The sequence below is a fragment of the Streptomyces sp. NBC_01241 genome, from assembly GCF_041435435.1.
In the GTDB taxonomy this organism is placed as follows: domain Bacteria; phylum Actinomycetota; class Actinomycetes; order Streptomycetales; family Streptomycetaceae; genus Streptomyces.
Map to the genome: position 1 here is coordinate 3,903,766 of NZ_CP108494.1, position 23,502 is coordinate 3,927,267.

Annotated in this window: 22 protein-coding genes and 2 pseudogenes; 16 read left to right on the top strand and 8 right to left on the bottom strand. The window is 67.4% G+C overall.

All coding sequences use genetic code 11. The features are described 5' to 3' along the window. Positions 1-45 precede the first annotated feature (45 nt). The 3 genes from OG306_RS17265 to OG306_RS17275 form a co-directional block, all read right to left on the bottom strand. Complete coding sequence (locus OG306_RS17265; RefSeq protein ID WP_371665435.1) at positions 46-1,569, bottom strand: LacI family DNA-binding transcriptional regulator; 1,524 nt, start codon at positions 1,567-1,569, stop codon at positions 46-48. A gap of 30 nt (positions 1,570-1,599) precedes the next feature. Further along, positions 1,600-1,959 (bottom strand): helix-turn-helix domain-containing protein, encoded by a 360-nt coding sequence (locus OG306_RS17270; protein ID WP_371665436.1) that lies wholly within the window; start codon positions 1,957-1,959, stop codon positions 1,600-1,602. 203 nt (positions 1,960-2,162) lie between these two features. Beyond that, positions 2,163-2,414: a helix-turn-helix domain-containing protein gene (locus tag OG306_RS17275; RefSeq protein WP_351086281.1), complete on the bottom strand. Its 252-nt coding sequence runs from the start codon at positions 2,412-2,414 to the stop codon at positions 2,163-2,165. Between the two features lie 626 nt (positions 2,415-3,040). On the opposite strand from OG306_RS17275, the gene OG306_RS17280 reads away from it, so the two are divergent. The 6 genes and pseudogenes from OG306_RS17280 (at position 3,041) to OG306_RS17310 (ending at position 8,619) form a co-directional block, all read left to right on the top strand. Then, complete coding sequence (locus OG306_RS17280) at positions 3,041-3,958, top strand: hypothetical protein (protein WP_371665437.1); 918 nt, start codon at positions 3,041-3,043, stop codon at positions 3,956-3,958. Then, positions 3,955-4,653 carry an ATP-binding protein gene (locus OG306_RS17285; RefSeq protein WP_371665438.1) on the top strand — a complete coding sequence of 233 codons (699 nt, stop codon included), beginning with the start codon at positions 3,955-3,957 and terminating at the stop codon, positions 4,651-4,653. The genes OG306_RS17280 and OG306_RS17285 overlap by 4 nt, the downstream gene beginning before the upstream one ends. Before the next feature lie 97 nt (positions 4,654-4,750). Beyond that, positions 4,751-6,043, top strand: a complete 1,293-nt coding sequence (locus tag OG306_RS17290; protein ID WP_371665439.1) for a hypothetical protein — start codon at positions 4,751-4,753, stop codon at positions 6,041-6,043. Positions 6,044-6,570: 527 nt separating this feature from the next. Further along, on the top strand, positions 6,571-6,864 hold the full coding sequence (locus OG306_RS17295; protein WP_371665440.1) for a mobilization protein: 294 nt from the start codon (positions 6,571-6,573) through the stop codon (positions 6,862-6,864). Beyond that, a pseudogene (locus OG306_RS17300) lies at positions 6,861-7,955 on the top strand (relaxase/mobilization nuclease domain-containing protein); the annotation flags it as partial. The gene OG306_RS17295 and the pseudogene OG306_RS17300, both read left to right, overlap by 4 nt. A 121-nt stretch (positions 7,956-8,076) precedes the next feature. Continuing rightward, a complete protein-coding gene (locus OG306_RS17310) occupies positions 8,077-8,619 on the top strand; it encodes a DUF6882 domain-containing protein (RefSeq protein WP_266745167.1) in 543 nt (180 codons plus the stop codon). Between the two features lie 76 nt (positions 8,620-8,695). Here the strand turns inward: OG306_RS17310 and istB are convergent, their stop codons facing one another. Next, positions 8,696-9,466 carry an IS21-like element helper ATPase IstB gene (gene istB, locus OG306_RS17315; RefSeq protein ID WP_266745168.1) on the bottom strand — a complete coding sequence of 257 codons (771 nt, stop codon included), beginning with the start codon at positions 9,464-9,466 and terminating at the stop codon, positions 8,696-8,698. Next, positions 9,463-11,058, bottom strand: a complete 1,596-nt coding sequence (gene istA / locus OG306_RS17320; protein WP_371666206.1) for an IS21 family transposase — start codon at positions 11,056-11,058, stop codon at positions 9,463-9,465. Before istA ends, istB begins: the two co-directional genes overlap by 4 nt. Positions 11,059-11,365: 307 nt before the next feature. Here istA and OG306_RS17325 point away from each other — a divergent pair. Beyond that, positions 11,366-12,016 (top strand): annotated as a pseudogene (locus OG306_RS17325) (mobilization protein); the annotation flags it as partial. 102 nt (positions 12,017-12,118) lie between these two features. Next, complete coding sequence (locus tag OG306_RS17330; RefSeq protein WP_351083224.1) at positions 12,119-12,499, top strand: hypothetical protein; 381 nt, start codon at positions 12,119-12,121, stop codon at positions 12,497-12,499. Between the two features lie 105 nt (positions 12,500-12,604). On the opposite strand, the gene OG306_RS17335 is transcribed toward OG306_RS17330, so the two are convergent. Next, on the bottom strand, positions 12,605-13,429 hold the full coding sequence (locus OG306_RS17335) for a DUF317 domain-containing protein (protein ID WP_371665442.1): 825 nt from the start codon (positions 13,427-13,429) through the stop codon (positions 12,605-12,607). Between the two features lie 573 nt (positions 13,430-14,002). On the opposite strand from OG306_RS17335, the gene OG306_RS17340 reads away from it, so the two are divergent. The 3 genes from OG306_RS17340 to OG306_RS17350 all read left to right on the top strand — a co-directional run bounded on the left by OG306_RS17340 (position 14,003) and on the right by OG306_RS17350 (position 16,484). After that, positions 14,003-14,707, top strand: coding sequence for a nucleotidyltransferase domain-containing protein (locus OG306_RS17340; protein ID WP_371665443.1), 705 nt, complete (start codon positions 14,003-14,005; stop codon positions 14,705-14,707). A gap of 239 nt (positions 14,708-14,946) precedes the next feature. After that, the gene (locus tag OG306_RS17345; RefSeq protein WP_371665444.1) at positions 14,947-15,615 is read left to right on the top strand and encodes an HAD family hydrolase; all 669 of its coding nucleotides are present in this window, start codon (positions 14,947-14,949) and stop codon (positions 15,613-15,615) included. Continuing rightward, a complete protein-coding gene (locus OG306_RS17350) occupies positions 15,612-16,484 on the top strand; it encodes a DUF1932 domain-containing protein (RefSeq protein WP_371665445.1) in 873 nt (290 codons plus the stop codon). The genes OG306_RS17345 and OG306_RS17350 overlap by 4 nt, the downstream gene beginning before the upstream one ends. On the opposite strand, the gene OG306_RS17355 is transcribed toward OG306_RS17350, so the two are convergent. Both OG306_RS17355 and OG306_RS17360 read right to left on the bottom strand, forming a co-directional pair. Then, complete coding sequence (locus tag OG306_RS17355) at positions 16,460-17,011, bottom strand: guanylate kinase (protein ID WP_371665446.1); 552 nt, start codon at positions 17,009-17,011, stop codon at positions 16,460-16,462. The two genes, OG306_RS17350 and OG306_RS17355, sit on opposite strands and share 25 nt — an antisense overlap. Beyond that, entirely contained in the window at positions 17,011-18,018 is a 1,008-nt protein-coding gene (locus OG306_RS17360) for an AAA family ATPase (protein ID WP_371666253.1), read from the bottom strand. Before OG306_RS17360 ends, OG306_RS17355 begins: the two co-directional genes overlap by 1 nt. Before the next feature lie 209 nt (positions 18,019-18,227). Here OG306_RS17360 and OG306_RS17365 point away from each other — a divergent pair, with 209 nt between their 5' ends. From OG306_RS17365 to OG306_RS17385, 5 genes are read left to right on the top strand one after another with little or no spacing between them, the layout of a single operon-like run. Next, positions 18,228-18,920, top strand: a complete 693-nt coding sequence (locus OG306_RS17365) for a class I SAM-dependent DNA methyltransferase (RefSeq protein ID WP_371665447.1) — start codon at positions 18,228-18,230, stop codon at positions 18,918-18,920. Continuing rightward, on the top strand, positions 18,917-20,233 hold the full coding sequence (locus OG306_RS17370) for a N,N-dimethylformamidase beta subunit family domain-containing protein (RefSeq protein WP_371665448.1): 1,317 nt from the start codon (positions 18,917-18,919) through the stop codon (positions 20,231-20,233). Before OG306_RS17365 ends, OG306_RS17370 begins: the two co-directional genes overlap by 4 nt. A gap of 13 nt (positions 20,234-20,246) precedes the next feature. Then, positions 20,247-21,389 carry a glycosyltransferase family protein gene (locus OG306_RS17375; RefSeq protein WP_371665449.1) on the top strand — a complete coding sequence of 381 codons (1,143 nt, stop codon included), beginning with the start codon at positions 20,247-20,249 and terminating at the stop codon, positions 21,387-21,389. A gap of 6 nt (positions 21,390-21,395) precedes the next feature. Next, positions 21,396-22,991: a hypothetical protein gene (locus tag OG306_RS17380; protein ID WP_371665450.1), complete on the top strand. Its 1,596-nt coding sequence runs from the start codon at positions 21,396-21,398 to the stop codon at positions 22,989-22,991. Next, a complete protein-coding gene (locus OG306_RS17385; RefSeq protein ID WP_371665451.1) occupies positions 22,943-23,497 on the top strand; it encodes an FkbM family methyltransferase in 555 nt (184 codons plus the stop codon). The genes OG306_RS17380 and OG306_RS17385 overlap by 49 nt, the downstream gene beginning before the upstream one ends. Positions 23,498-23,502 lie beyond the last annotated feature (5 nt).

The window sequence follows — 23,502 nt, forward strand, 5'->3', positions numbered from 1 at the left end:
GCACCTGTGCCCCGTAGGGGACACAGGCGCAACTCACCGCTGGCACTACGCCAGGTCAAGTGCCTGCCTGCGTGCGCGCAGAAGGTCATCGAGCACGCGCACCGGTGACGTGGGACGCATGGCAAGCCGCGCGTCTAGAGCCGCCTCCCACTGTTCGGTCAGACCGAGCATGAGCCGCTTGCGCATGCCGGGCGTGACGTGGGCGTAGCGCGCCGAGACCGATCCGTCGATGTGGCCCATGCGCTCGTCCATGAGCACCTTCTCGGTGCCGAGGTCCTCCATCATGGTCCGGTGGGTGTGGCGGAGCCCGTGGGGTGTGAGGCCCTTGGCGATTGGGAGCCAGCATGAGTCGGCCCGCGCACCGGCGCCGCGCCCTCGCGCCGGGACACCAGGCCAAGGTTCGCCGAGTAGCGGCACAGGCCGTGGTTCTTGCGGCGCCTTCTTCGGGTACCAGCCTGAGACCGCAGGGGTGAACAGCCATGTCGCGAAACCGTTCCTGCGCCAGTGGGCTGCGTGCGTCGGCACCGCGCCGCCCCGTACGAAACCGAGGTCCGCGATGGCCTTCTCGACCCGTACCCGCGTGGCTTCGGCGACATGGTCGGGGCGGTTAAGGACATTGGACACCGTCCCTGTGGAGACGCTGGCCAGGCGCGCGACGTCGACGAGCTTCGCACCCAGGTGGCCACCCGTACGAGCCGTGCCCTGCCCGCGGAAGACGTAGGTCCTGCCGTGGCACGAGCAGGGAGTCGGCTTCGTGCGGGCGATGTGGTTGGCGACCAGGGCCGACAGCCAGTCCATGGAGTCGATGGTGCGGTAGCTGTCGTCCTTGGGTGGGCAGCGCACCAGCTCCCCCGAGTCGAGTTCGTACAGCTGCCACTCGACCCGAAAAGCCGCGGGACGGACGAACTCGGTCTCCAGGCCCACGATCTCGCCCCAGCGCTTGCCGGTGTATCCCTTGAGGACGACAGCGACGAACTCGTCATCGCGGCCGGACAGCAGGGCGGCTCTCTCGGCGGTCAGCAGGATGCCGACCGCGTCGGTGACGACCTTCTCCGGCCCGCGGTCTCGTGAGCGGCCGGCGCGCTTGCCGCGCCCGCGCCTCCTGGCCGCCGGGTTGGACGTGATCAGGCCCTCGTCGATCGCGTCCTCAAAGATCAAGTGGAGTGTCGAGCGCCAAGTCTTGACGCTGGAGGCCGCGTACACGGCCTTCTCCTTCTTCTCCCAGACATCGACGTCGATGCGCAGGATGCCGGCGAGCCCCTTGTCCTCAAAGTCGGGGAGCAGGTGCTCCTCGATGTGGCGCTTGTAGTTCTGCATCGTCGAGGCGGCCAGGTCCTGGGCGCCGTACCAGCGGCTCGCGTACTCGCCGAAGGTCTCCTGGCCGAGTGCCGGGTCACGCCAGTCGCCGCGCCGGTACTTGTTCTCGGCCTCGCTCGCGGCGCGCTGGGCCTCGCCCTTGGTGGCGAACTTGATCGCCTTGCCACTCTCGTCGATGACCGTGAGGTGCTTGCCAGGTGCGGTCTTGTACCGGCCGCGCCAGTAGTTTCCGCGCTTCTCCGCGAAACCCACGCTCCTCCTTTCCTTTGATACGTGGTCGCGTCAGGCGACGGTGCTGAACTGGCTCTGCCTGACGCGGGACGGAGGCCGCGCCCGCAGGCGGGTTGTCGGCGCGGCAAGCTGGGGGCGCTGGGGCGCGTTCGCCTGCTGGCCGTGTGCCTTTGCGGCGGTCCGAGCTGTGAACGGCTGGGATGCCCGTGCGGGCCGTTCCTCATGGAGCCGGATGATCTCTGCGAGGTGTTCTGCAGTGAAGCGATACGCGCGGCCAACCCGGGTGAAGGGGATCAGCCGCCGACGGGCCCGGTCCTTGACCCACCAGGCAGAGCAGCCGAGAACAGCAGCAATTTCCTCGGGGAGGTAGAGGCGGGACAGCGCTACCTCGGTGCCTGGCTGCTCAGCCACGCGAGATCGCCTCCTTCGCGGTACGGAGGCGGAAGGGCAACAGGGCAGGGGAAATGGCCTCTCGGTGCAAGGAGGTTCCTTCTCTGGCGCGGCCGTGCGGATACGGATACGCCGGTCTTGGTGGTTCAGGTACGGGCGAGGTGATGTACGTAGCGGCTGCCGGGTGTTGGCCCACCCGGGCAACGCCGTGAGGGCTCGTTCCGCTAGCTCGTCTCGGCGAGCAGGGCGAGCGGCGAGACGCCGAGAGCGGCTGCGATGGCGACGAGGTCGTCGACGTCGCAACGGCGCTGTCTGCATTCGATGCGGGACAACATCGTGATGGTCATGGGGCGGCCGAGCGCGGTGACCCGTTCGGCCAGCTGACGCTGGGCGAATCCGCGTGCTGTGCGGGCACACACAATGGCGCGGGCGGTCAGCACGCCGGCCGGACCAATTCCCAGAGGGCTTTCAGGCATGGGTCAGTTGTAGCTTCGATTGCGCGGTTTCGGTAACCGGCGATCCGCTGCTATATTCCGCGTCTTTGTTGTCAGATCTGGTCCCCTGGGTCCCGCGAGCGACGCAACATAGCCCGGAATCCGCCGTTGGCCAAATTTCTCCAACCACCCTGATGCCCTATCGCCTACCGGGTCTCTGACGTGGGGTTCCTGCATCGCCCGGCTACCTCGCACGCCCGCCAAAGCCGCACCAAAACTGGTTTACCGGTTGCCCCTTTTATGCCGCTTCTTCGTCAACCGCCAATTCGGGTTTACCGTTTTAGGGAAGCCGCGCACGATGCGTTCGCCGAGAGCTGTTTGCTTTCTCGGCAGAATGCTGGACTTGTGCGGGGAGGGTGTGGCTGTCTTGGCCATGCGCCCGGAACCCCTGCGGCGCCGAGCACATGAAGAAACCCCCGGCGGGCCAACGCCGGGGGCCAAGAAGTCCCTACCGATATCGCCCGTACCTGAACGATCAAGACGGTGGCGGTTGCAACGCCACCGGGTGAGGAACCGTCTATGCCCCAACAAGCTACTGCCTTCGTGGCCGTAGTCGCATCCTCGTCGCCGAACTCCTCTGCTCTGCCCACGAAGGCGGGGCGATAGACATGGCGCGGATACGCACCATCAAGCCGGAAGCCTTCATCTCCGAGTCGCTCGCCGCGGTGAGTGTCCATGCCGAGCGGACCTTTTTCGGCCTACTCACGCAGGCAGACGACCATGGCCGCTTCCGCGACCAGGCCGCCGTCATCGCCGGCGCCTTGTGGTCCCTGCGCCCCGAGCACGGCCCGCTGGAGGTCGAGGACGACCTCACGCAGCTCGACGGTGCCGGTCTGATCTGCCGGTACGAGGGCGACGACGGCAAGCGATACCTGCACATCGTCGCCTGGGCTCGCCACCAGAAGATCAACCGGCCCAGCGGCAGCCGCTGCCCGGCCTGTCCGCACCACCAGGGCGGCCGATCGGCCGAGGCCGCCCCGCCTGGTCACGGCGTCCTCCGTGAACAGGCCGTGAGCCCTCATGGGGGAAGCCCTGAGGGGTCCCGCGAATGTAGTGAGCCATCCGTGAACCGGGAAACCGCAGGTCAGGGCAATTTCAGTGAGTCCTCACCACAACGCCGGGAGATTGCAGTGAGGACTCAGGGTCCGGATCTAGGACCTAGGATCCTGGATCTAGGATCACCTCCGGTGGGGAGCGCAAGCGCCCCCGCGCCCCAGGCTGCCTCGAGTTCGGTCTCGGCCAAGAGTCTGGTAGGCGAGTACGTCGCCTCATGTGAACACCGGCCGCCCAGCGACGTGCTCGGCCACCTCGGCCGAGTGGTCACCAAACTGCTCGGCGAGGGCGTCGCACCCGACCACATCCGCGCCGGGATGAGCCGCATGCGTGCCAAGGGCTTGTCCGTAAGCCTGCTGCCGAGCCTGGTCAACGAGGCCATGAACACTCCGCGGGCAGCTGCCGCCCCGCACCGAGCGTGGACCAACCCGGCGCCCGCTGACGTCGAGACGGCCTACGGGGGCCAGCTGTGACCACAGCCACCACCAGCCGGGAACCGCAGCGCATCAACACCCTGGCGGCCCGCCTCGGCTCGATCCTCGCCGACCGGGGCATCGACGCAACCGCCACACCCGCCGAGGCCCCTTCGGAGCGGGTGACCGCACTGGAACTGGCCGAGGCCCGCATCCCGCCTCGCTACCGCCACGCCCTCGCCGGCCACCAGCAGGTCGCCGCCTGGGTCGACGAGGTGGCCCTTGCCGCACGGCCCGGACCGAGCGGCACCCGGGGCATCGCACTCGGACCATCGCTCCTGATCGCCGGACCCACCGGCACCGGCAAGACGCACCAGGCGTACGGCGCGGTGCGGTCACTGCTGACCGCCGGTGTGCGACTGCGGTGGGAGGCAGCCACCACGGCCGACCTGTACGCCCGCTTGCGCCCACGCCCTGGCCACGACGCCGAGCGCGACCTCGCCACTCTCGGCAGCTGCCCGCTGCTGATCCTGGACGACCTCGGCGCGGCCAAGCAGTCGGAGTGGACCGAGGAGATCACGTACCGGCTGATCAACCGCCGCTACACCGACCTGCTCCCCACCCTCATCACGACGAATCTGCCGACCGCCGCGCTGCGCGACGCTGTCGGCGACCGCGTCGCCTCCCGTCTCGCCGAGATGACCACGACCGTCGTCCTCACCGGCGCCGACCGCAGACGCCAGCCCGCCGCCTGACCGCACGGCGCCGACCGCACCTGCTCGCCTTCACCACGCCGCCCGCCCGCGCCCACGCCTGCCCACACGGCGCGGCGGGCCTCTGGAGACCCCCTGTATGACGCAACTCGCCCTGCCCGCACTCGGGCGCTGGAACGCGATGTCTCTCGCGCTTACCGCCCTTCTGGTCGCATGCACGGTGCTGCTGGTCGGCTGGCTGATCTACCGACGCGCTCTCCGGAACCGCGGCAAGCGACAGCCCGGAACGCCCACAGTCAGGGTCGCCGCACTGGCTGCGGTCGGCTGTACTGCCTACAGCGCCGACACCAGCTGGCGGTTCGCCGCCGACTACCTGGACATGAGCGGCACCACCGAGCGCACCGCGATGTTCGCCGCTGCCGAACTCGCCCTCTTCGCCACGGCACTGCTGGCGCGGCAGAACCTGCACGGCCCCAAGCAAGCACCCGGCCTGCCCGGCATCCTGACCTGGGTGATCACCGCTGTGCAGGTGATCCCCGCGTACGCCGAGTCGGGTGTGGTCGGCGGCACGGTGCGGGCCTTCGTAGGCCCGGTCATGGCCGCACTGCTCTGGCATCAGGCCATGGGCATCGAACTGCGCATCCGCACGCCCGAGGCCGCCTCCCACAGCGTCCTCGCCCGGATCGGACGCGAAGTACGCGAACGCCTGCTCTCCCGCCTTGGGATCGCCGAACGCGATCGTGATGCCGCGCAGATCACCCGCGACCGTGCCACCCGCCGAGCCGTCGCCTTGGCCGCGCATCTAGCGGAGCGAACCCAAAAGCAGCGCGCCAGCTGGCGAGGCCGGCGCACTTCACGACGGCTGTCACAGGCCATCGCCCAAGCCTCGGTGGGCATCGACCAGCACCAACGCGAAGTGCTGCTGCACCAGCTCGCCGTCCGCCGTCACGCGACAGCGCTGGCCACGATCGAACTGCCATCGCCTTGGACCGCTTTCACTCCGAACGAGGGCACCACGCGCCATGTCGAGACAACTCCCCCGCGCAGCCGATCGGGTGCCGACTACGCCTCGGAGACCGAGGAAGCCACGGAACACCCCGCCCCTGGGCTTCGTCCCGAGTTCCTGCCTCCTCGATCCGTGCAGAGCCAACTTCCCCTGCACGATTCGGCACCCACTCCCGAGAGCACCGTGTCGCGCTCCGAAGAAGACGTCCCTACGCCGCAACGCTACGGACGCCCTCCCGGTGCCGAAATGGACGAACTACTCGCCATCGGCCGCGAGGCCATTGCAGTGCACGGAACGGGGACCCGCGCCGTGCTGCGGAACGCCATCCGCAACGCCGAACTCACCATCTCCGAGAACCGGCTCACCGAACTCAAGGGGCTCCTAGCCGCTGAGCAGGGCGCCAAAAACAGCCTTCCCACGGGCTGACCGGATATCCGGTCAGCCAGAAACGCTGGCACGGGGACCTGCGGACCATCAGCTCCGCCTGGCCCCAGCCCCCTCATTCGCGCCGCTATGCCAGACACGGCCCTCCCCCTCGAACCAACGGGAGGCAGGGCTACTGCCCATCAGCCGGCCTGATCCGCCAATCCCCCCTCTCCCACCAGGAGCTTCTCTCCATGCACGATTCGTGCACCAGCAGCCCGGACCACCACCAGAACGAGACACAAGCCACCCCAGCCCCAGGCGAAGCAAGTTGGAGGTTCGGACACTCCCCCGCGGGGGGAGCGTCCGAACCCGATCCCGCCCCAGGGGTGGCGGGGCCCGACCCGCGCCAGGGGGCGCCGGACGGAAAGGCTGCGACCGAGGGCGGATCGCAGCCAAGTACAGCCGTCCGCCAGCGCCGGCCAAAGGGCACATCACGTCCGCGCGACAAGAAGCAGCGCTCAGCCCAGAGCGTCCGCCTCAACGAACGCGAACACACCATCATCCAGACCGGCGCCGATGCCGTCGGCATGAGCATCGCCGGGTTCCTCGCCCATTCCGCCCTGGCCGCCGCCCGCGACCAAACCCGCACCGCCGCGACCATCGCCGCCGACCACGACGTCCTCACCGAGCTCTTCGCCACAGGCCGCAAGCTCGGCTGGGCCGGCAGCAACCTCAACCAGATGACCAAGACCCTCAACTCGGGCGGCGACATCGACAGCGCCCGCATCGAGGAAACCCTCACCTACGTCCGCCGCGCGGCCACCGCCACCAGGGCGGCCGTTGAGCGGATCAACAACCGCCAGATAGACGGGACCACTTGATCCCCCGCATCCACAAGCAAGGCAGCAGCACCCGCGGCCTGCTCAACTACCTCTACGGCAAGGGCACCCGCGAAGACCACGTCGACCCGCACCTGGTCGCCTCCTTCGACGACATGGCGCCTGACCCCGGCCGCGACTTCTCCGCGACGAAGGAAGACCTCCAGCGGCTTCTCGACCAGCCACTGCACCTCCTCGACGCAGAGCAGCGGCCCGCCCAGCACGTGTGGCACTGTTCCGTACGCGCGGCACGCACCGACCGCATCCTGAGCGACGAGGAGTGGGGCGACATCGCCCGCCGCATCGTGGCCGCCACCGGCATCGACTCCGGCGGCCCAGACGACGCCGGGTGCCGGTGGGCCGCTGTCCGCCACGCCGACGACCACATCCACATCATCGCCACCCTCGTACGCGAGGACGGCCGCCGCCCCGAGCACCACCGCTCCGGCCAACGCGCTCAGGCCGAAGCGCGCCTCATCGAAGCCGACTACGACCTACACCGCGTCACCCCCGGCGACGGCACCGCAGCCAAACGCCCCACCAGCGCCGAGCGCCACAAAGCCGAACGCCAAGGGCGGGAGCGCACGGCGCGGGAGCAGCTGCGCGAGACTGTGCGCGGCGCCTCGGCCGGCGCCGCCTCCACGGATGAGTTCTTCGACCGTCTGGCCGCCAACGGTCTGCTGATCCGCAAGCGGATCGCACCGTCGGGCGACCTGCTCGGCTACAAGGTCGCGCTGCCCGATGACCGCAACAAGGACGACGAGCCGGTCTTCTACTCCGGCTCCACACTCGCCCCCGACCTGTCCCTGCCCCGCATCCGCGAACGCTGGGCCCTTCACGCAGAGGCGGTCTCCGAGCGCGGGCCTGAGCCGGTGCAGCCCGCCCTGCCGCCGGTGACCCATCCCGCGTTCGCTCGGCGCCGGGCTGCCGCTGCCACCTGGCAGGCTCTGTTGATCATTGATCACGGCGATGACGGCATGGCAGCAGCACAGATCTCCGCAGCAGGGGAGGTCCTGGACGCGCTCGCCCAGACCTCTGCTGCCCACACCCGTGCTGAACTCCAGCAGGCGGCCTCCGTGTTCGAGCGGGCCAGTGTGGACGATCACGTAATTCCCCGGCCGTGTGGTCACGTAATTCCCCACCCTGTCGGTGGCGAGGTGTCAGGTGTAAGAGGCCGTCGTCGACTGGTCGGTGGCCTCTGGCAGACTCCGCGGCATGGGTATGTTCAAGCGGGCCAATGAGCCGGAGAGTGCTGGTCAGGCTGGAGAGCGAGCCGACCTGAGCCCCCTGCTTCTGCAGGGCGAAGACATGATCGAACAGTTGGGTCGTGCCCACATGTCTTGGGGGCTGGGTTCAGCGGACCGCTGGGATCTGGACCAGACGACCGGCATCATCACCTGGACCTTCCCCGACAAGACGGCGACAGCGCCCGCTCAGATCCTCGGCAGTTTCAGCCCCGGCTCGGGCTCATGGCTGTGGGCCTGGGCCAACAAGAGCATCCTGCCCGATATGAGCCGGGACGCCCGCAGGTTCCGTGACTGGGCAGAAGCCAACGGGCATCCCGCCCTTGCCCAGCCGGAGATCAACGCCGATGAGCAAGGTGCGTCGACGCTCGTGGCATTGGCTGTCCGGGTCACCGGAGCGGCGGGCTACTACAAGGGTCCGGGAGGCAACTCGGCCGTGATTATCACCTTCGGGCCGGTCACCCTCACCGCTGCGGACGGCAAGGTCTCCACGTTCAACATCAATATCAACTAGCGTCGGCGAACCGAGGCCGAGGCGCCTGAGCCCCACGGCCCAGGCGCCGATCCGATGATTCCCATGGTCAGCTGCCCTATGAGGCTGCTGTTCCGTTCTTGTCGGCCGGGTTCCTGGGGCGTTTGTTGGGTCGGTAGCTGGGACCGTTCATGATGACCTGGTGGCTGGTGTTGATCAGCCGGTCGAGGAGCGATTCGGCGACGACGGGGTTGGGGAACAGGGGATACCAGTCGCTGGGAGCCCGGTTGCTGGTGATGATCAGAGATCGTCCCTGCCGCTCGCTGACCAGCTCGTAGAGGTCGTCGGCCTGGGCGGCGGTCATCTGGCGCATGGCGAAGTCGTCGAGGATCAGGACGTCGGGGCGGATCAGCTCGCGCATGCGCTTGTCCCAGGTCCGGTCCGCGTGGCCGCCGGCGAGCTCGGCCACGATTCGGCTGGTCTTGGCGAAGCGGACGTTCGCGCCCTGGCGGACGGCGAGGTGCCCCAGGGCCTGGGCGATATGGGTCTTGCCGACCCCGACCGGCCCGAACAGAATTACGGACTCACCGGCGTGGAGCCAGCGTAGAGCGGCCAGGTCCCGGATCTGGGCGGCGGGGAGCTTGGAGGAGGCGGTGAAGTCGAACTCTTCCAAGGTCACCTGCTGCTCGAACTTAGCCCGGTGTAGGCGGCGTTGGAAGGCGACGGTCTCGCGGCGGGTGATCTCGTCCTGGCAGAGGACCTGGAGAAAGTCGAGGTGTCCGAGCTCTCCGCCGTGGGCCTGGGCCAGGCGGGCGTCAAGGGTCTCCATCATCCCGGACAGCCGGAGAACTTTCAGTGACTCGCGCAGGGCGGTGTCCATCACGCTCATCGCACGGCCTCCTCAGCGTCGTCGTGGCCCTGGTCCTCGTGGAGTCCGCCCAGTGTCTGGGCGGGGATGTCGGTGGGGAACAGGCCCCCGGGGCCGTGGAGGAAGGCCGCGGCGCCGGCGTCGCCGGTCTCCGGCTCGGGGTCGGTCTCGGTGCCGGCGATCAGGATGCCCTTGATGGTGCGGTAGGAGGGGTCACCGACCGTGAGGGCCTTCGCGCAGGCGGCCTCCAGGCGGACGTCGCTGTACTTCTTGCGCAGTCCGAGGATCCCCTGGGCGGCGCGGAGTCGGTAGAGGGCGTTCACCTCCAGCAGTTGGTCGACCACCTCCCGGCAGCGGTCCCCGACCTCGGATGCCTGGGTCCGGCACCAGAGCGGGGTCTTCATCTGGAAGGCGATCTTCTCCGGCGGGTAGTCGCCCTTGTCGGTGCGTTTTCCCTGTTCCAGGGCGGCGTGCGTCTTGACCAACCGACCCTCGTGGAAGACCTGAACCATGGTCGCTGTGGAGCGGGCATCGACACGGCGGCCGATCAGCTTCCAGGGCACCGAGTAGAGGGTGCGGCCGACCTTGACGTGGATGTCCGGGCCGACGGTGGCGGTGGACCAGCGGGCCAGTACGAAGGGCTTGTCCGGCAGCGGCAGCAGGGCCGGGGCCTCGACCGCGTCGAACACCGCCAGCGGGGCGGCCCCGCCCAGCGGCTTGCACTGCCGACCGCCGGCGGTCTCCCTGGCCCAGATGAGGGCTTCGGCCTGCATGTGTTCGAGCGAGGTGAACTGGCGCCCGCTCCAGAACGAGTCGCGGACGTAGGGCATCGGGCGCTCGACCCGCGGCTTGTCCTTGGGATGGACCGCTCTGGCTGGGTCGACCAGGGCGCCGTAGTAGAGGGCGAGTTCGGCATACGCCTTGTTGGTCTTCGGGTCGTAGAGGTCGGGCTTGTCCACCCCGGTCTTGAGGTTGTCCGGCACCAGTCGACGCGGGACGCCTCCGAAGAAGCTGAACGCCTCGGCGTGGGACTCGGTCCAGGCATGCTGGTCCATGTGGATCACCGGGCGCACGAACATGTGCCGCGAGCAGGGCAACACCATCACGAAGGCCCAGATCCGGTGGCGCTTGCCGGTGCCCGGGTTGATCCACTGCCCCATGAAGCCGTAGTCGATCTGGGCTTCCGAGCCGGGCTCGACGTCGTCGCGGAGCACCGTGACCTTCGACCTGGCCGCCTCATCGGGCAGGTTCTCGTGAACCCACCGGCGGAAAGAGGAGATCGACGCCTTCAACTTCCGCTCGTCACGAAGCCGTTGATGGATCGTGGTAACGGTGGTGGTCTCCAGCAGAGCCTTGATGTAGTCGCGGTGCTGCTCGATCTCGGGCCAGGTGATCTGGTTCAGTCCCCGTTCGGCCTGACCCGGGAACCAGGTCTTGATCAGCTTGGCCCAATCCGCCTCACCCATCGGCGGCCCGCCTGGGACGATCCCGGCCGCCTCGGCCGGCGCCAGGTACTTCCTGATCGTCTTGCGATCCACCCCCAGCGAGGCGCCGACCTGCGACTTCGAGCGGCCCGCATACCAGTGGACGTAGATCTCGATGATGTCGACCACGGTGAACGTTCTCCTTGCCATCCGGTTCGTCCATCGACCTCTCGGTCTCCAGGCCGAAGGACAACGACGACTCCAAGACGCCCAGGACCCTCGACCCGGCTCGGGCATGCCCATGGGGAAACTGGAGGAATCGGCAGAGATGACCAGTAGGCGATCAAACCACTCGAACAGGGATATCAACTGCCCGGTCCGGTGCCCCCAGGCCCTCGCCCGCGGTCACCGTCCCCATGGGGAATCGTGATCGCGGGGGTGGGGAATTACGTGACGCTGAACCCGCACGAAGTGGGGAATTGCGTGATCGCTGACAGCCAGCCGCTCCCACGTGCGCGCCGTACGCGGGCACGACCGTGCCCTGCGGCAGGCTGCCCACGATCTCGTCCACAGCGGCCCCGCCCTGGGCCGCGGCGAAGACGGAGCCACCACGGCGATGGTCATCGACATGGCCGTCTTCCTCGCCATCACCGCGGCGAACTGGCACGCCAAAAGGCACCACAGCCAGCAGGCAGCCGCAGCCCAGCAAGCCGCCGAGCATCTACGCACCGCCTACCAGGCCGCCGCAGCCCACCCCATCGCCACCCTCCGCCAGCGAGGCCGACGCCTGGCACCACGTGTTCAGCAACGGCAAGCCGATCTCCTGCGCAAGGCACTGCCAGAGCTCGCCGAACGAATCCAAGCCGAGCCCGGCTGGCCCGCCCTGGCCGCCACCCTCGCCGAAGCCCAGCAGGCAGGCCACGACCCGGCCGCACTGCTCGCCGAAGCCACCCGACGCCGCGAGCTCGACACCGCCGCCTCAATCAGCGACGTCCTCGTCTGGCGCCTGCGCCGCAGCGCCCACCTGCCCGCCGCACCCGGAAACCCCCAGGCCACACCCGCCCAAGATGCCAGGCGCACCCCGACTTCAGCACCCGCCACACCACCGACGGCCAGGGCAGCGAACCACCCCAGCCGTCAGCGTTGATCGGTGAAAACGGGCGGAATATAGCCGACGATCACCGGTTAGCCAAACCGGCGATTCTCCAGACCATTGATGCTCCCAACCGATTCCGTGAGGAGCACCCGTATGCCCGAGCCCGAATTCCGAACCGACATCGTCGCCCTTCTCTGCGACGCGGACTTCAAACAGCGACCCGATACCCACACATGGACCCACCGCGACGGACGCCCGTTCAGCAAGGAGGAACAGGCTCGCGTCTTCAGGGCAACCCGCGCAGAGCTCGAAGAAGTACGTGAACAGATCGCGCGGTACCGGAAGTACGTGCAGGAAAAGACCGAAGCCGCAGAAACCATGCAGCACTTCCTCGCCCCGTTCATGCAGCAGCTCACCCAGAAGGACCTCGGCAACGCCACCCAGCTCATGAGAAAGGACGAACGGACCGAGTTCGATCGTCTGTTCGCCCTCCTCTTCGAACCAGAGCGTCCCTTCGCTGCCAACACCTTCTGATAGTCCCTGAGCACCATCACTCAGTAGTGCCAACGAGCTGACAGAGCAGCGCGAAAGCCGGGCCTCCCGAACGGGAGGCCCGGCTTCATAGCGCGGGAGTACTGCTCAGCTGGCAGGGGCACGCAGGAGCTGGTCCCGCGTGCTCTCTGGCAGCACCCGGCGTAGAACCGGTGCGGTGGAGCTGAGCGAGGAAGCGAACGCGGCGACAAGACTGTGCGGCACGCTGGCGCTGAATGACGCAGCCCACAGGTACGGGGCGCCTACACCCGACTCAGCCCATGCCTGCCAGCCCGTCACCCCTGGCTCCCCCGCCTCGATTCTCAGGGCGCGGGGATCGGTGTCCTGAATGAGGGATGGGACCTCACCGAAGCTGAGATGGGAGGTGAAGGTGGGGTGCATCGCCACCGAGTCGGGCTGGTCGACGTCGCGGAGCCAGCCGTGCTCCGCGACAGCGTCCATCACAAGCTCGGGACCCGTGAGCGCCGTGGTGGGCTGGTCTCGGGCGCCGAGCGCGAGGAGAAAGTCGCAGAGGACCTCGCCCGGGATGCCGGGGGTGAAGTAGGCCGACCACCGCGCAAGCGCGTTGTCTGGGTGCTCGCGGGCGGAAATCTGCCAGGCGATCGGCAGCTCGCCCAGGTGAAACGGCTCATCCGGCAGCACCCATTGGGCCCACCGGAGGGTGTCGGGGCTGATGTGGAGGACGGTGCTGCGCACGACCTGCCGGTCCTCCGGTGCTTCGTTGGGCTCCTGCCGTCCGCGGACGATCACGAGGCTTGTCCAGCCGAGGCCGGCGAGCGTGTCAGCGACGGCGTCGTAGAGACGTCCGTCATCACCGGCCAGGTGCCGGGGACCGACCCAGTACGCAGGCAGAGCGCCCCGGTCCGGGGTCGACGGGTCGAGCAGAGGGTCGGGATACAGGAGCGCCTCCAAGGGCTGGGTGCGGGTCTACTTGCCGTCGGCACGCGGCGAGGGCGGGGCGGCGGCGCCTGAACGGGAGCCTGCCGGTTCAGAGCGACGGCTACCTCGGGCGGCAGGCGCCCGAGCCGGCTGCCAGCGTCGCGCCCTCAGCCAGATAGACGAGTGGAGAAGCCGCGGCTAGTGGGAGCCACGGGCGCGGCGATCACCTCTCTGACCTGGGGTTCTGTGAGGTCGTCTACGTTGACATCCCTCCGCACCCGCTGGCCAGTCTTTCGCGACTCTTGCCTGTCTGCCCCCGGCGAACTGGGACACGGGCTACGCTCCTACGTCGCTCAAAGCGCCGCATTGGAGCTGTCTACCCCAGCCACGCCCCTCTGTGAGGCAGCAGCGTGAGCCGCGTCGATGTCACCGCCGACGGAGGCCAAGGCCGTCACCTGAGACCATTCGCCGCCTTCTCGCCCGCTGACAGGTGACCTCCGACCTAGGGACATGCCATATGGGCGGCAGCCGACCTCAGGGTGCAGCACTGCCGTATCCCCGAAGAAACCCCGTGCGCACGACAAGCAGAGTGCTGATAGTTACTGCATGGATGCGATTGACGCTGCGCGTGCCGTTGTAGAGGAACACCACCCTGACGCTCGGGCTGCGTTCCTGGGAGGCAGCGTCTTGACGGGCCGCCGCACGGCGATGTCGGACCTCGACATCGTGGTGCTCCTCCACGGATCCCCAGCCCCGTACCGGGCCAGCCTCCGGAACGGTGGCTGGCCGGTGGAGATGTTCGTGCACACCCAAACGACGTGGCACGCGTACGTCGAGCGGGAAGTGCGCAAGCGCCGGTCACCGCTGCTCTGGATGTGTGCCGACGGGCTGCTGCTCTTCGACACCGATGGGGTCGGGGCGCACCTCGCCGCTGAGGCCCAGAAGCTGACCGCCGCGGGGCCACCCACGGTGTCCGCTGAAGAGATCGATGACTGCCGCTACGCGATCACCGACCTCCTCGACGACCTCGCGGGGAGCACCGACCAGAGCGAACGGCTGTTCATTGCCACCGAACTGGTGAGACGAACCGGCGAGTTGGCGCTGGCTGTTGGCGGGTGTTGGAACGGGGGCGGGAAGTGGCTGGCACGCCGTCTTGAGACCACGGCGCCAGGGCTCAGCATGCGGCTGCACGATGGCCTACGTGAAGTATTGGAGGGGCGGATTGAGCCCCTCGTGGCAGTCGTGGACGAGGTGGTGGAGCAGGTCGGCGGCCGGTTGTGGGTCGGGTACAAACGCGGTGGAACTCCATGAACGAGGTCGCCGTAGGGCGGCAGGCCCGCGTTGGAGTGGTCGCGCATCGCGCACGTACAGCTTGACCTCACGGTGTCGCACAGAGACGCCCAGTCGTTTCCCACATAGGGCGGGTCGGACCTCACGGGTACGCGTACTGAAGGGCACCGACGGACCCTCCGGATACGCAACCTCGGGATCACCACCGTGAAGTCCCCTCTTCAGTAGCGGCGCATCCACTCCGGCTATGGTCGTCACCTATGCAGCGGCTGGTGCTCTTCGATCTCGACAACACCCTGATCGACAGGAACGGCGCCATCCAAGATTGGGCCGCTCAGTTCGCCGCTCGGTACTCCCTCACTGACCACGCCTCCACGCAATTGGTCGAGTCAGTCCAGGAGCGAGCGTTCCCGGCTACCTTCGAAACCATACGGGCGCAGTACCGTCTCCAGCCCTCCGCCAATTCGCTGTGGAGGCAGTACCGCTCCGACATCGCGGCGGCGGTCAGGTGTCCCGAGAGGGTACTCGCGGGCATGGATGCCCTACGAGCCACCGGCTGGCGAGTCGGTATCGCCACCAACGGGGCGACCGACATCCAGAACACCAAGCTCAAGGCAACCGGCCTGATCGGACGCGTTGATGGCGTCTCCGTCTCGGAGACCGTCGGTGCACGAAAGCCCGAGACCGCCGCCTTCGAGGCGGCAGCCGTAGCGTGCGGCTCCCGCCTTTCCCAAGGCGGCTGGATGGTGGGCGATAACCCGGAGACCGACATTGATGGAGGTCGTCGAGCGGGCCTACGCACGATCTGGATCCACAACGGGCGGGCCTGGCCTGATCGGCTCTCCGCACCTGATCATTGCCTACCCGACGCGGAAGCGGCCATCACGCTGCTGCTGGCCGATGACTGTTCGAGGAGTGTGGCTACGTGAAGTCCGATATCGCTGCGGTGGGGCTGCTGCATCCGGGCAGCATGGGTGCGGCTTTCGCAGCTCAGCTCCGAGCCCAAGGCACGACCGTCCTCTGGTGTCCTGTCGGCCGCAGCGACGCTTCCCGGCAACGTGCGGAACTCGCGGGCATGGAAGCAGTCGATGATCTCGGGCAGCTCCTACGGCGCGTCGACCTGGTCGTCTCCTTGTGCCCGCCGGCAGCCGCCGAGGAAGTCGCAGCGGCGGTGGCCGAGCACGGTTTCCGGGACGGGACGTACGTCGAGGCCAACGCGATCACTCCGCAGAGGGTCCGAGCTGTCGCCGCCTGCCTGCCTGACGCAGCCGTTCTCGACGGTTCTGTCGTCGGCTCTCCTCCGGTCGGGGGAAAGCAGCCGACGCTTTACCTTTCCGGCCCCCCGCGTCACGTCGCGCTGGTTGCCGACCTCTTCGAGGGGACCGATGTGCGCACACGCTCCCTGGGGACTGAGATCGGGCAGGCTTCCGCTCTGAAGCTCGCATACTCCAGCTATCAGAAAGCGTCCCGCGTCTTGGCCGCCGTGGCATACGGGCTGGCCGACGCGAACGGCGTCGCGGACGAGCTCCTGCAGATCGCCTCCAAGCGCACCGGCAGCTATCTGACGGAGACGGACTACATTCCCAAGACCGCCGCTCGCGCCTGGCGGTGGGCGCCCGAACTGGAAGACGCCGCAGACCTGCTCGCCGAGTCGGGACTGCCATACCACTTCATGCGGGAGATTGCCGCTGCCCTTCACCGCTGGGACGAGGTCCACGACAGGTCCCTCACCATCTCCCGTGTTCTCGAACTGCTGAGTTCAGCGGACGCCCGTCACACAGACGCGCGTACAAGCTGATCAATGAGGACTGCCGCGTCTCCAGGCGAGGAGACTTCGGTGTCCACACGGAGATCCCAGGCAGAGTGATCGTTGGTGGCGAGATCCTGCTCCGTAGCGTCCCATGCGGCGAGTCGGGCCTCCGTATCGCGATCGCCCCGGCTCGTCGAGCGGACTGCCGTGACCCCCCGAGAGCACCACACCAGCACCGTCGACCAGGCGGCGGGGTACTTGGCGGTCACCGCCTCTACGCCTGCGACCTGGCCGAGGTGGAGGATGGGAATGCACCCACCCTCCATGGCCAGCCCGAGGCCGGGGCGGTCAACAACGTAGGTGTTTCCGTATCGGTCATTGCGGTATATGAGGTCGCCGCGCCTCTCCAGCTCCGCCAGCTGACCCGGGGTACCCATCCGGTAACCCTCAGACTTGCCGCTGCCGATTTTGATTCGGCTGAAGAGGACATAGCGCGAGTCGAGTTCGGCAAGAGCTGCCGTCACTGTGTCCTTTCCGGCGGCAGGCGGCCCGTACAGCAAGATTCCCTGGTTCATCAGAACACCGTTCCCAACACCTGTCGTACCTGATCAGTGAGGGAGATCGCCGCGCCGAGGCGGTTGTCCACCACCATGTGGTCGACGGCAGGGCGCAGTTCGACGTCAACCGTTTTGACGTACTCGTCCCAGTGCTGAAGCTTCCAGCTGTCGCGGGCGGCGGACCGGAAGCTGATGTACTCGCGCATCGTTTCCACATCGCACTTGATCCAGACTATGGAGACGCTGACACCTCGGGCCTCGCATCGGTTGGTCAGCCGCTGGATCCAGCGGACGTCTATCACCTCTGAGATGAACGGTGCTGTCAGCACCGTGCTGATGGAGCAGTCGATGTTGGCGTAGGCGGTCTCCAGCAGGCACTGGTACTCCAGGGGCCGCACCTGCTCACGGTAGAGCTCGGAGTGCCGGTCGTTGGGCTCGCTGCCCATCTCCACCAGAAGTCGCTCGACCAGGGGACGCGTGATGGGGTCCTTGTCGAGGACGGGCCATCCCGTGAGCTGGGAAATGAAGCGGGAGAACTCCGACTTCCCACTGCCTGCGAAGCCGCCGACGATGAGCAGCGACGGGCGATGAGGATCTCCGCCCGTGTGCCGACGCTTCCACGCGTCGATGATCCGCTGCTGAACGTCGAGATCGCCGCAGGCATCTGTTCCTGGCGTGATCTGAGAGAGTGCCCGCTCGACAGCAAGAACGTGGGCGCCGTTGCGGGATTCCGCCGACGGCGTGAGGTCCAGGTGCGTGGCCTCGTCGGGCAAGGGGTGGCGGAATCCGAGCTCAGGTTCCGTGCCTCGGTAGAGAAGGCAGTACGCGCGCCGATAGTGCGGACCCGGGTATACCTCGCCCTGCTCGTGCTGCCAGAGTGTCTGGAAGTTGGCCGCAGGCACCACGATAGCGGCCCTTGTGGCCACTTCACGCAATCGCTCGCCGGCACGCTCGAGGGTTAATCCGTGTGCCTCGCGCACCTCACGGAGCTTGTCCGGGCGCCATCCCGCACGGCTCCTCGCCACGTCAGTTACCGCCTGCCCATTGGTCAACACGATCGGGACAGTAAGTCTGCCCCGTGCGAAGTCGTGTGTAAGCAGATGTTGAAAAGTCAGGGTGCTCGCCGATGAACGGCCTCACTAGCCCGCCGTGATACACGGATGACCTGCGCCCCGCTGTCATGGACCTTGCCAGCCCGCCGAGTTCTCAACTGGCGGCCGAACACTACTGGTTCATGAAGGAGCTGAGAATGCTCGACATCGGAGAGCAGCGCGGCGCATCGGCTGAATGGTCCGATCAGCAAATCGCCTACTACCGCGCGAGGGCTGACGAGTACGACACCGCGTACGCGGACCGTATGGGTATGCCCCAGCTCTCGCACGTGCTCGATCGGCTGCCCATCAGCGGAGACGTCCTGGAGCTGGCGTGCGGAACGGGCCAGTGGACCCACCTGCTCTCCGGGCGCGCCCGCAGCCTGACCGCGGTGGACGCCGCGCCCGAGATGCTGGCTATCGCGCAACGTCGCCTGGAGGGTTCGACGACTCGCTTCATCGAGGCGGACATCTTCAGCCAGGTCTCGGACCGCCAGTACGACACCGTGTTCTTCGCCTTCTGGCTCAGCCATGTGCCGCCCGCGTACCTGGAACCCTTCTGGAACGCCCTGCGGAAGGCTCTGAAGCCCGGTGGCTGCGTGGTCTTCCTCGACGACTCCCGCGCGAAGGCGGAGATCGAGGAGACGATCGAGGGACGTGCGGTTCCGACGGTTCGCCGGAGACTCTCCGACGGAAGTCAGCACCTGACCGTCAAGGTGCTTTACGACGCCGACGGACTCACGAAGCGGCTGGACGCCCTGGGCTGGGAGTCTCACGTCGAGCAGGCCGATCGCTACCACTACATCGGAGTCGCGCGGCCTCAGGTCCACTCATGACCGGCATCAACGGATACCCGGCGTCCCCCACGGTCCGCGCCGGCCACAGCATCCGACTGCACATCGCCACTTCTGCGGATCGCTTCCGGCTCGACTTCTACTGCTGGGGCTCGACACCCAAGCACACGGGGCACATCGAGTGGCCCGGACGGGACGCCGCACCCGGACGGTACGACCAGGACTGGCAGTGGCCGGCCTACGACTTCCTCATACCGCGAGACTGGCAGTCCGGTGTCTACATCGGAGTCCTGAGCACGGGGTTCCGTCCGAGCCGGCCGGTCATGGACGCTCGCGAGGCCAGATTCCTTCTGGTCGTCACGCCCTCCGTTCCCTCTGGCCGCAAGGTCCTCTACAAGATCCCTGTTTCCACCTACCACGCGTACAACACGGCGGGGGGCGGAAGCCTCTACAGCGCCTCCCAAGTGACGCTGCGCCGGCCCGGAGGCGGTGTCGGCGGGCCGGTCAAGGGCCTGCCCGACCCATACGACACCACGTCGCCTCGGCAGACGTTCGCGCACTGGGATGCTCCCTTCATCTCCTGGATGGAGGAAAACGGGATCCAGAGCGACTACTGCACGGACCTCGACCTCGACGAAGGCCGGCTCCTTGGCGACGGATATCGCCTCCTGGTCTCCTCCGGGCACGACGAATACTGGACCGCCCAGACCCGTCGGAACGTGACCGCCTTCCGCGACACAGGCGGCAACATCGCCAACTTCGGTGCCAACAGCTGCTGGTGGCGAGTGAGTCTCGAGGAGGATCGCTCGGCCCTGGGGTGCGCGAAGTTCCCTCCCGACGCCCTTGCCGGAACGGACCCGGACAGCTCGTACGGCTGCCCTGACCACTGGTGGGAGTCGGAGCCCGAGAACGCCCTCCTGGGCGTGAGCTACCGGAACGGCGGCGGGCACTGGGACGGCCCGCGCGCGCCCCTCGGGTTCACCGTCACCGACGCGGACCACTGGGTGTTCTCCGGAACGGGCCTCAAGACCGGTGACACCTTCGGCCACGACCGAGCGCTTGTCGGCTACGAATGCGACGGAGCCGCATACGAGGTCGACGGACAGGGCCGCCCGCAGTCAACCGGCCAAGACGGAACACCGAAGGACTTCAAGATCCTCGGCATCGCCCCACTGCCGTCCGACTGGAACTTCGCAGCCCGAGAGCCGATACCCAGCCCCCGCGCGGCCACCCTCGGCCTCTACACGGCGACCGGCACCGTCTTCACCGCCGCCACCACTGACTGGGCCCGGCTGCTCGCCTCCGATCCCCATGTTGCGGCCATCACTCACAACGTCATCACCCGGCTCGCCTGACGAAGGGAACGTCGTGTCTGCACTCACACGGCCGCTCAGCGTGATCATCGGCGTCAACGGCATAGGCATGGGGCATTCCGTCAGGCAAAGCGTGATCGCCCAGTACCTGCGCGACCGCGGGCACCAGGTACGGATCGTCACCAACGGGAGCACCCGGGTCGAGTACTTCCGCGACCTCGGCTTCCCCGCGTGGGACGGTTGGATGCCGACGCTCCTTGCCCGCGACGACCGCATCCACGCGGCCGACGCCTTACGCACCAACATCCGGAAGACTCCCGCCGGCATCAGCCGACACCTGCACCTACGCCGGATCATCAGGGAAACCGGCGTCCCAGACGTGTTCATCACGGACTACGAGCCCAACACACCTCGTCTGGCCTACCACTTCGGCAGACCGCTCATCTCGGTAGACCAGCAGAGCAAATACCGGCACCTCGACCTGCCGCCGGTCGGCCGGTACGCACGCACCGCCGACGAGCAGCGGCTGCGCTACTTCACCCCTCGCGCCGACCGGTCCTTCATCTGCTCCTACGTCCCCCTGGAGGCCGACGACCGGAAGCTGGAGTTCATCGCCCCCGTCGTTCCGGACTTCGTCCGTTCCGCCCAAGTCACGACCGAGCCGGTGACCACGGCCTACTTCTCGCGGTACTTCGGTCACGGCCCCGAGGACTCCGTCCGCACCCTCGCCGACGTCTTCCGTCAGTACGTCCCCGACCGGACCCTGCGGATCTACGCGCACTCGGACGAGGCCGAGAACCTGCGCCAGTACGCCGACGACAAGATCGAAATCTGCCCGTTCGACCGCCAGGCGTTCATCTCCGACCTGGCGCGCTCCGAGGCCGTCTTCTCCAACGCCGGCTTCAACCTCATCAGCGAAGCATTCGTGCTCGGCAAACCGGTCCACCTGGTGCCGCTCCCGACGTACGACCAGCACTGGTGCGCCAAGGTGGTCCACGAGGCGGAACTCGGCACCAGCGCTCCACGGATCGAGCGCGGGGCGATACTCGACTTCCTCAACCGGGCCCGGGAACTTCGCGCCAACGTCGAACGCCATCGGGACCAGCACCTCACCCAAGACCCCCGGGAGCGAATCGCCTCCTACCTGGAAAGCCTGCCCGCAGCCAGTGGGCGGGTCCCTTCCTCGTCCGTCCGGTAGGCGGCCATGGAGCTACCTTCACTGCCCGCCTACGTGACCACCGCCGTGGTCGTGGCGGCCGTCATGTTCTGCTACCGCTTCGCCGTCTCTCCGACGGTCCGGGCACTGTCCTCTCGGCCAACGGTCTCGCGAGCGACGCTCGCGACTGCAGTTCCCTCCTCCCTGCTCGCCTTCCTCCCTGCGCCAGACCCCGGCCCTTTCCGCTGGTTCGTCGTATTCGTGATCGCCCTGCTGACTTGGCAGGGCACCACGAGCGACTACGACGTGACCCAACCCATCAGCCCACAGCGCTGGGCCAAAGTGGTGCTGCTGCTCCTCGCGGTGGCCTCCTGCTTCTGGACACCGGCCCTGCTGCCGTGGCTCGCTGTCTACTGCGGCCAGCTGCGCGGTTGGAAGCACCACGCGATGATGCCGCTGCGGCTGCTCAAGGCGTACCTCGCTTGGTTCTTCGTGGTGACAGTCCTCGACATACCAGAATCCTCAACCGGGCTCGTACTAGTGCTCGGCTGCGTCTCGCTCTCCCACTACGTCAAGCCGGCGTGGAGCAAGGCCCGGCTCGGGCCGCGACCCTGGTCCTGGGCCTGGTACAACCGCACCCACTACCTCACAGCCTCCGCGTACTCCTGGGGATGGGCACGCTTCCTGCCCCCTGAAACCGTGGCCGGCATCCTGCGCCGCGCACGCGCCGTGGACCGCCCTCTCAACATCCTGACGGTGCTGGTCGAAACCGCCGGCCTCATCGCGTTCCACAACCACCGACTCCTCGTCGCCGTCTTGGCCGCGACGGCCATCTTCAACCTCGCCGTCGTCCTCGCCTCCGGCATCTTCTTCTGGGAGAACATCTGCACCAACGCCGCACTCGCGCTGACCGTCGCACTGCTCCCTGATCCGGAGTACGCCGCAGCGTTCGGCTGGCCGACCGTCGTCATCGCACTCCTGATTTTCATCCTCAGCACGGCTGACCTGCTGTGGCAGCCGTGGCACCTCGGCTGGTGGGACTCACCGTTCACGGCACGCGTCAACTGGCAGGTGGAAACAGCCTCCGGCGCAACACTCGGGCTCTACAACGACTTCATGTGCCCGTACGAGCGCGAGTTCGGCCGCGTCCTGGGCTACTTCCTCACCAGCGAGCCCATCCTCCACGGCCACCTCGGCATCGTCTGGGACCGAGGGCTGCGCGACCGCATCGTCCACGCAGCAGACGACCCCGCCGAGCTACACCACCTCAAGCAGACCTACGGCCGAGCGCAAGTGGACGAGGAACAGGCACGCGAGCACATCGCCTTCCTGACCACGATGTTCATCCAGCTCAACGCAGGTACGCCGAAGGGCCCGCTGCCCCGGCGGCTGCGCCGGCTCAAGGCCCCCGGCGGCCAGCTCTACCAGTGGGGCGACCTTCTTCCCTACCGCGGCGAGGAACCGGTGCGCCGCATCACCATCCGCTACCAGGAACGCTGCTACCGCCCTGACACCGGCGACTTTGTCCTGCTCGCCGACCGTGTCGTGCAGGAAATCCACCTACCCGCCGTTACGACCGACCACGGGAGTCCTTCATGCGCAAAGTCTTCATCGACTGCGGAACCAACCTCGGAATCGTGCTGAGCCGCTTCATCCACGAGCTCCCCGACCACGACTTCTATGCCTTCGAACCCAACAAGGAGCTGCTGCCGGCCATCCGCCGCCAAGTCGAACGAGCCGCCCACTCGCCCCGCGTCGAGGTCTCTCACAGCGCCGTATGGACACACGACGGGATGATCAACCTCTTCCTTGGCCACCATGAGAGCTCCACCGTGATGCCCGGCAAACGCGTCCCGCCGGTGTACGACCAGCAGATCGACTACGGCTCACCGGTCCCGGTACCCGCCACAGACTTCAGCGCCTGGCTGCGCCAGACCGTCACCCCGGACGATCACGTCGTCGTGAAGATGGACATCGAGGGCGCCGAGTACCCCGTACTCACGAAGCTGGTCGCCGACGGGACGATCGGCCTCATCTCCGTCCTCTACATCGAGTGGCACTACGACCGCTTCCCCACCATGACCCGAGCCGACCACGACCAGCTCGTCGCCGCCGTATCCGCCTTCGTCGACGTCCGCGACTGGGACTGAACTGA

What these genes read in the sequence shown, in the direction of transcription:
- OG306_RS17340 (WP_371665443.1), top strand. Translation starts at nt 14,003, where the DNA reads ATGGATGCGATTGACGCTGCGCGTGCCGTTGTAGAGGAACACCACCCT.
- OG306_RS17275 (WP_351086281.1), bottom strand. Translation starts at nt 2,414, where the DNA reads ATGCCTGAAAGCCCTCTGGGAATTGGTCCGGCCGGCGTGCTGACCGCC.
- OG306_RS17310 (WP_266745167.1), top strand. Translation starts at nt 8,077, where the DNA reads ATGGGTATGTTCAAGCGGGCCAATGAGCCGGAGAGTGCTGGTCAGGCT.
- OG306_RS17280 (WP_371665437.1), top strand. Translation starts at nt 3,041, where the DNA reads ATGGCGCGGATACGCACCATCAAGCCGGAAGCCTTCATCTCCGAGTCG.
- OG306_RS17385 (WP_371665451.1), top strand. Translation starts at nt 22,943, where the DNA reads ATGCGCAAAGTCTTCATCGACTGCGGAACCAACCTCGGAATCGTGCTG.
- OG306_RS17370 (WP_371665448.1), top strand. Translation starts at nt 18,917, where the DNA reads ATGACCGGCATCAACGGATACCCGGCGTCCCCCACGGTCCGCGCCGGC.
- OG306_RS17295 (WP_371665440.1), top strand. Translation starts at nt 6,571, where the DNA reads ATGAGCATCGCCGGGTTCCTCGCCCATTCCGCCCTGGCCGCCGCCCGC.
- istB (WP_266745168.1), bottom strand. Translation starts at nt 9,466, where the DNA reads ATGAGCGTGATGGACACCGCCCTGCGCGAGTCACTGAAAGTTCTCCGG.
- OG306_RS17330 (WP_351083224.1), top strand. Translation starts at nt 12,119, where the DNA reads ATGCCCGAGCCCGAATTCCGAACCGACATCGTCGCCCTTCTCTGCGAC.
- OG306_RS17345 (WP_371665444.1), top strand. Translation starts at nt 14,947, where the DNA reads ATGCAGCGGCTGGTGCTCTTCGATCTCGACAACACCCTGATCGACAGG.
- OG306_RS17290 (WP_371665439.1), top strand. Translation starts at nt 4,751, where the DNA reads ATGACGCAACTCGCCCTGCCCGCACTCGGGCGCTGGAACGCGATGTCT.
- OG306_RS17355 (WP_371665446.1), bottom strand. Translation starts at nt 17,011, where the DNA reads ATGAACCAGGGAATCTTGCTGTACGGGCCGCCTGCCGCCGGAAAGGAC.
- OG306_RS17365 (WP_371665447.1), top strand. Translation starts at nt 18,228, where the DNA reads ATGAAGGAGCTGAGAATGCTCGACATCGGAGAGCAGCGCGGCGCATCG.
- OG306_RS17380 (WP_371665450.1), top strand. Translation starts at nt 21,396, where the DNA reads ATGGAGCTACCTTCACTGCCCGCCTACGTGACCACCGCCGTGGTCGTG.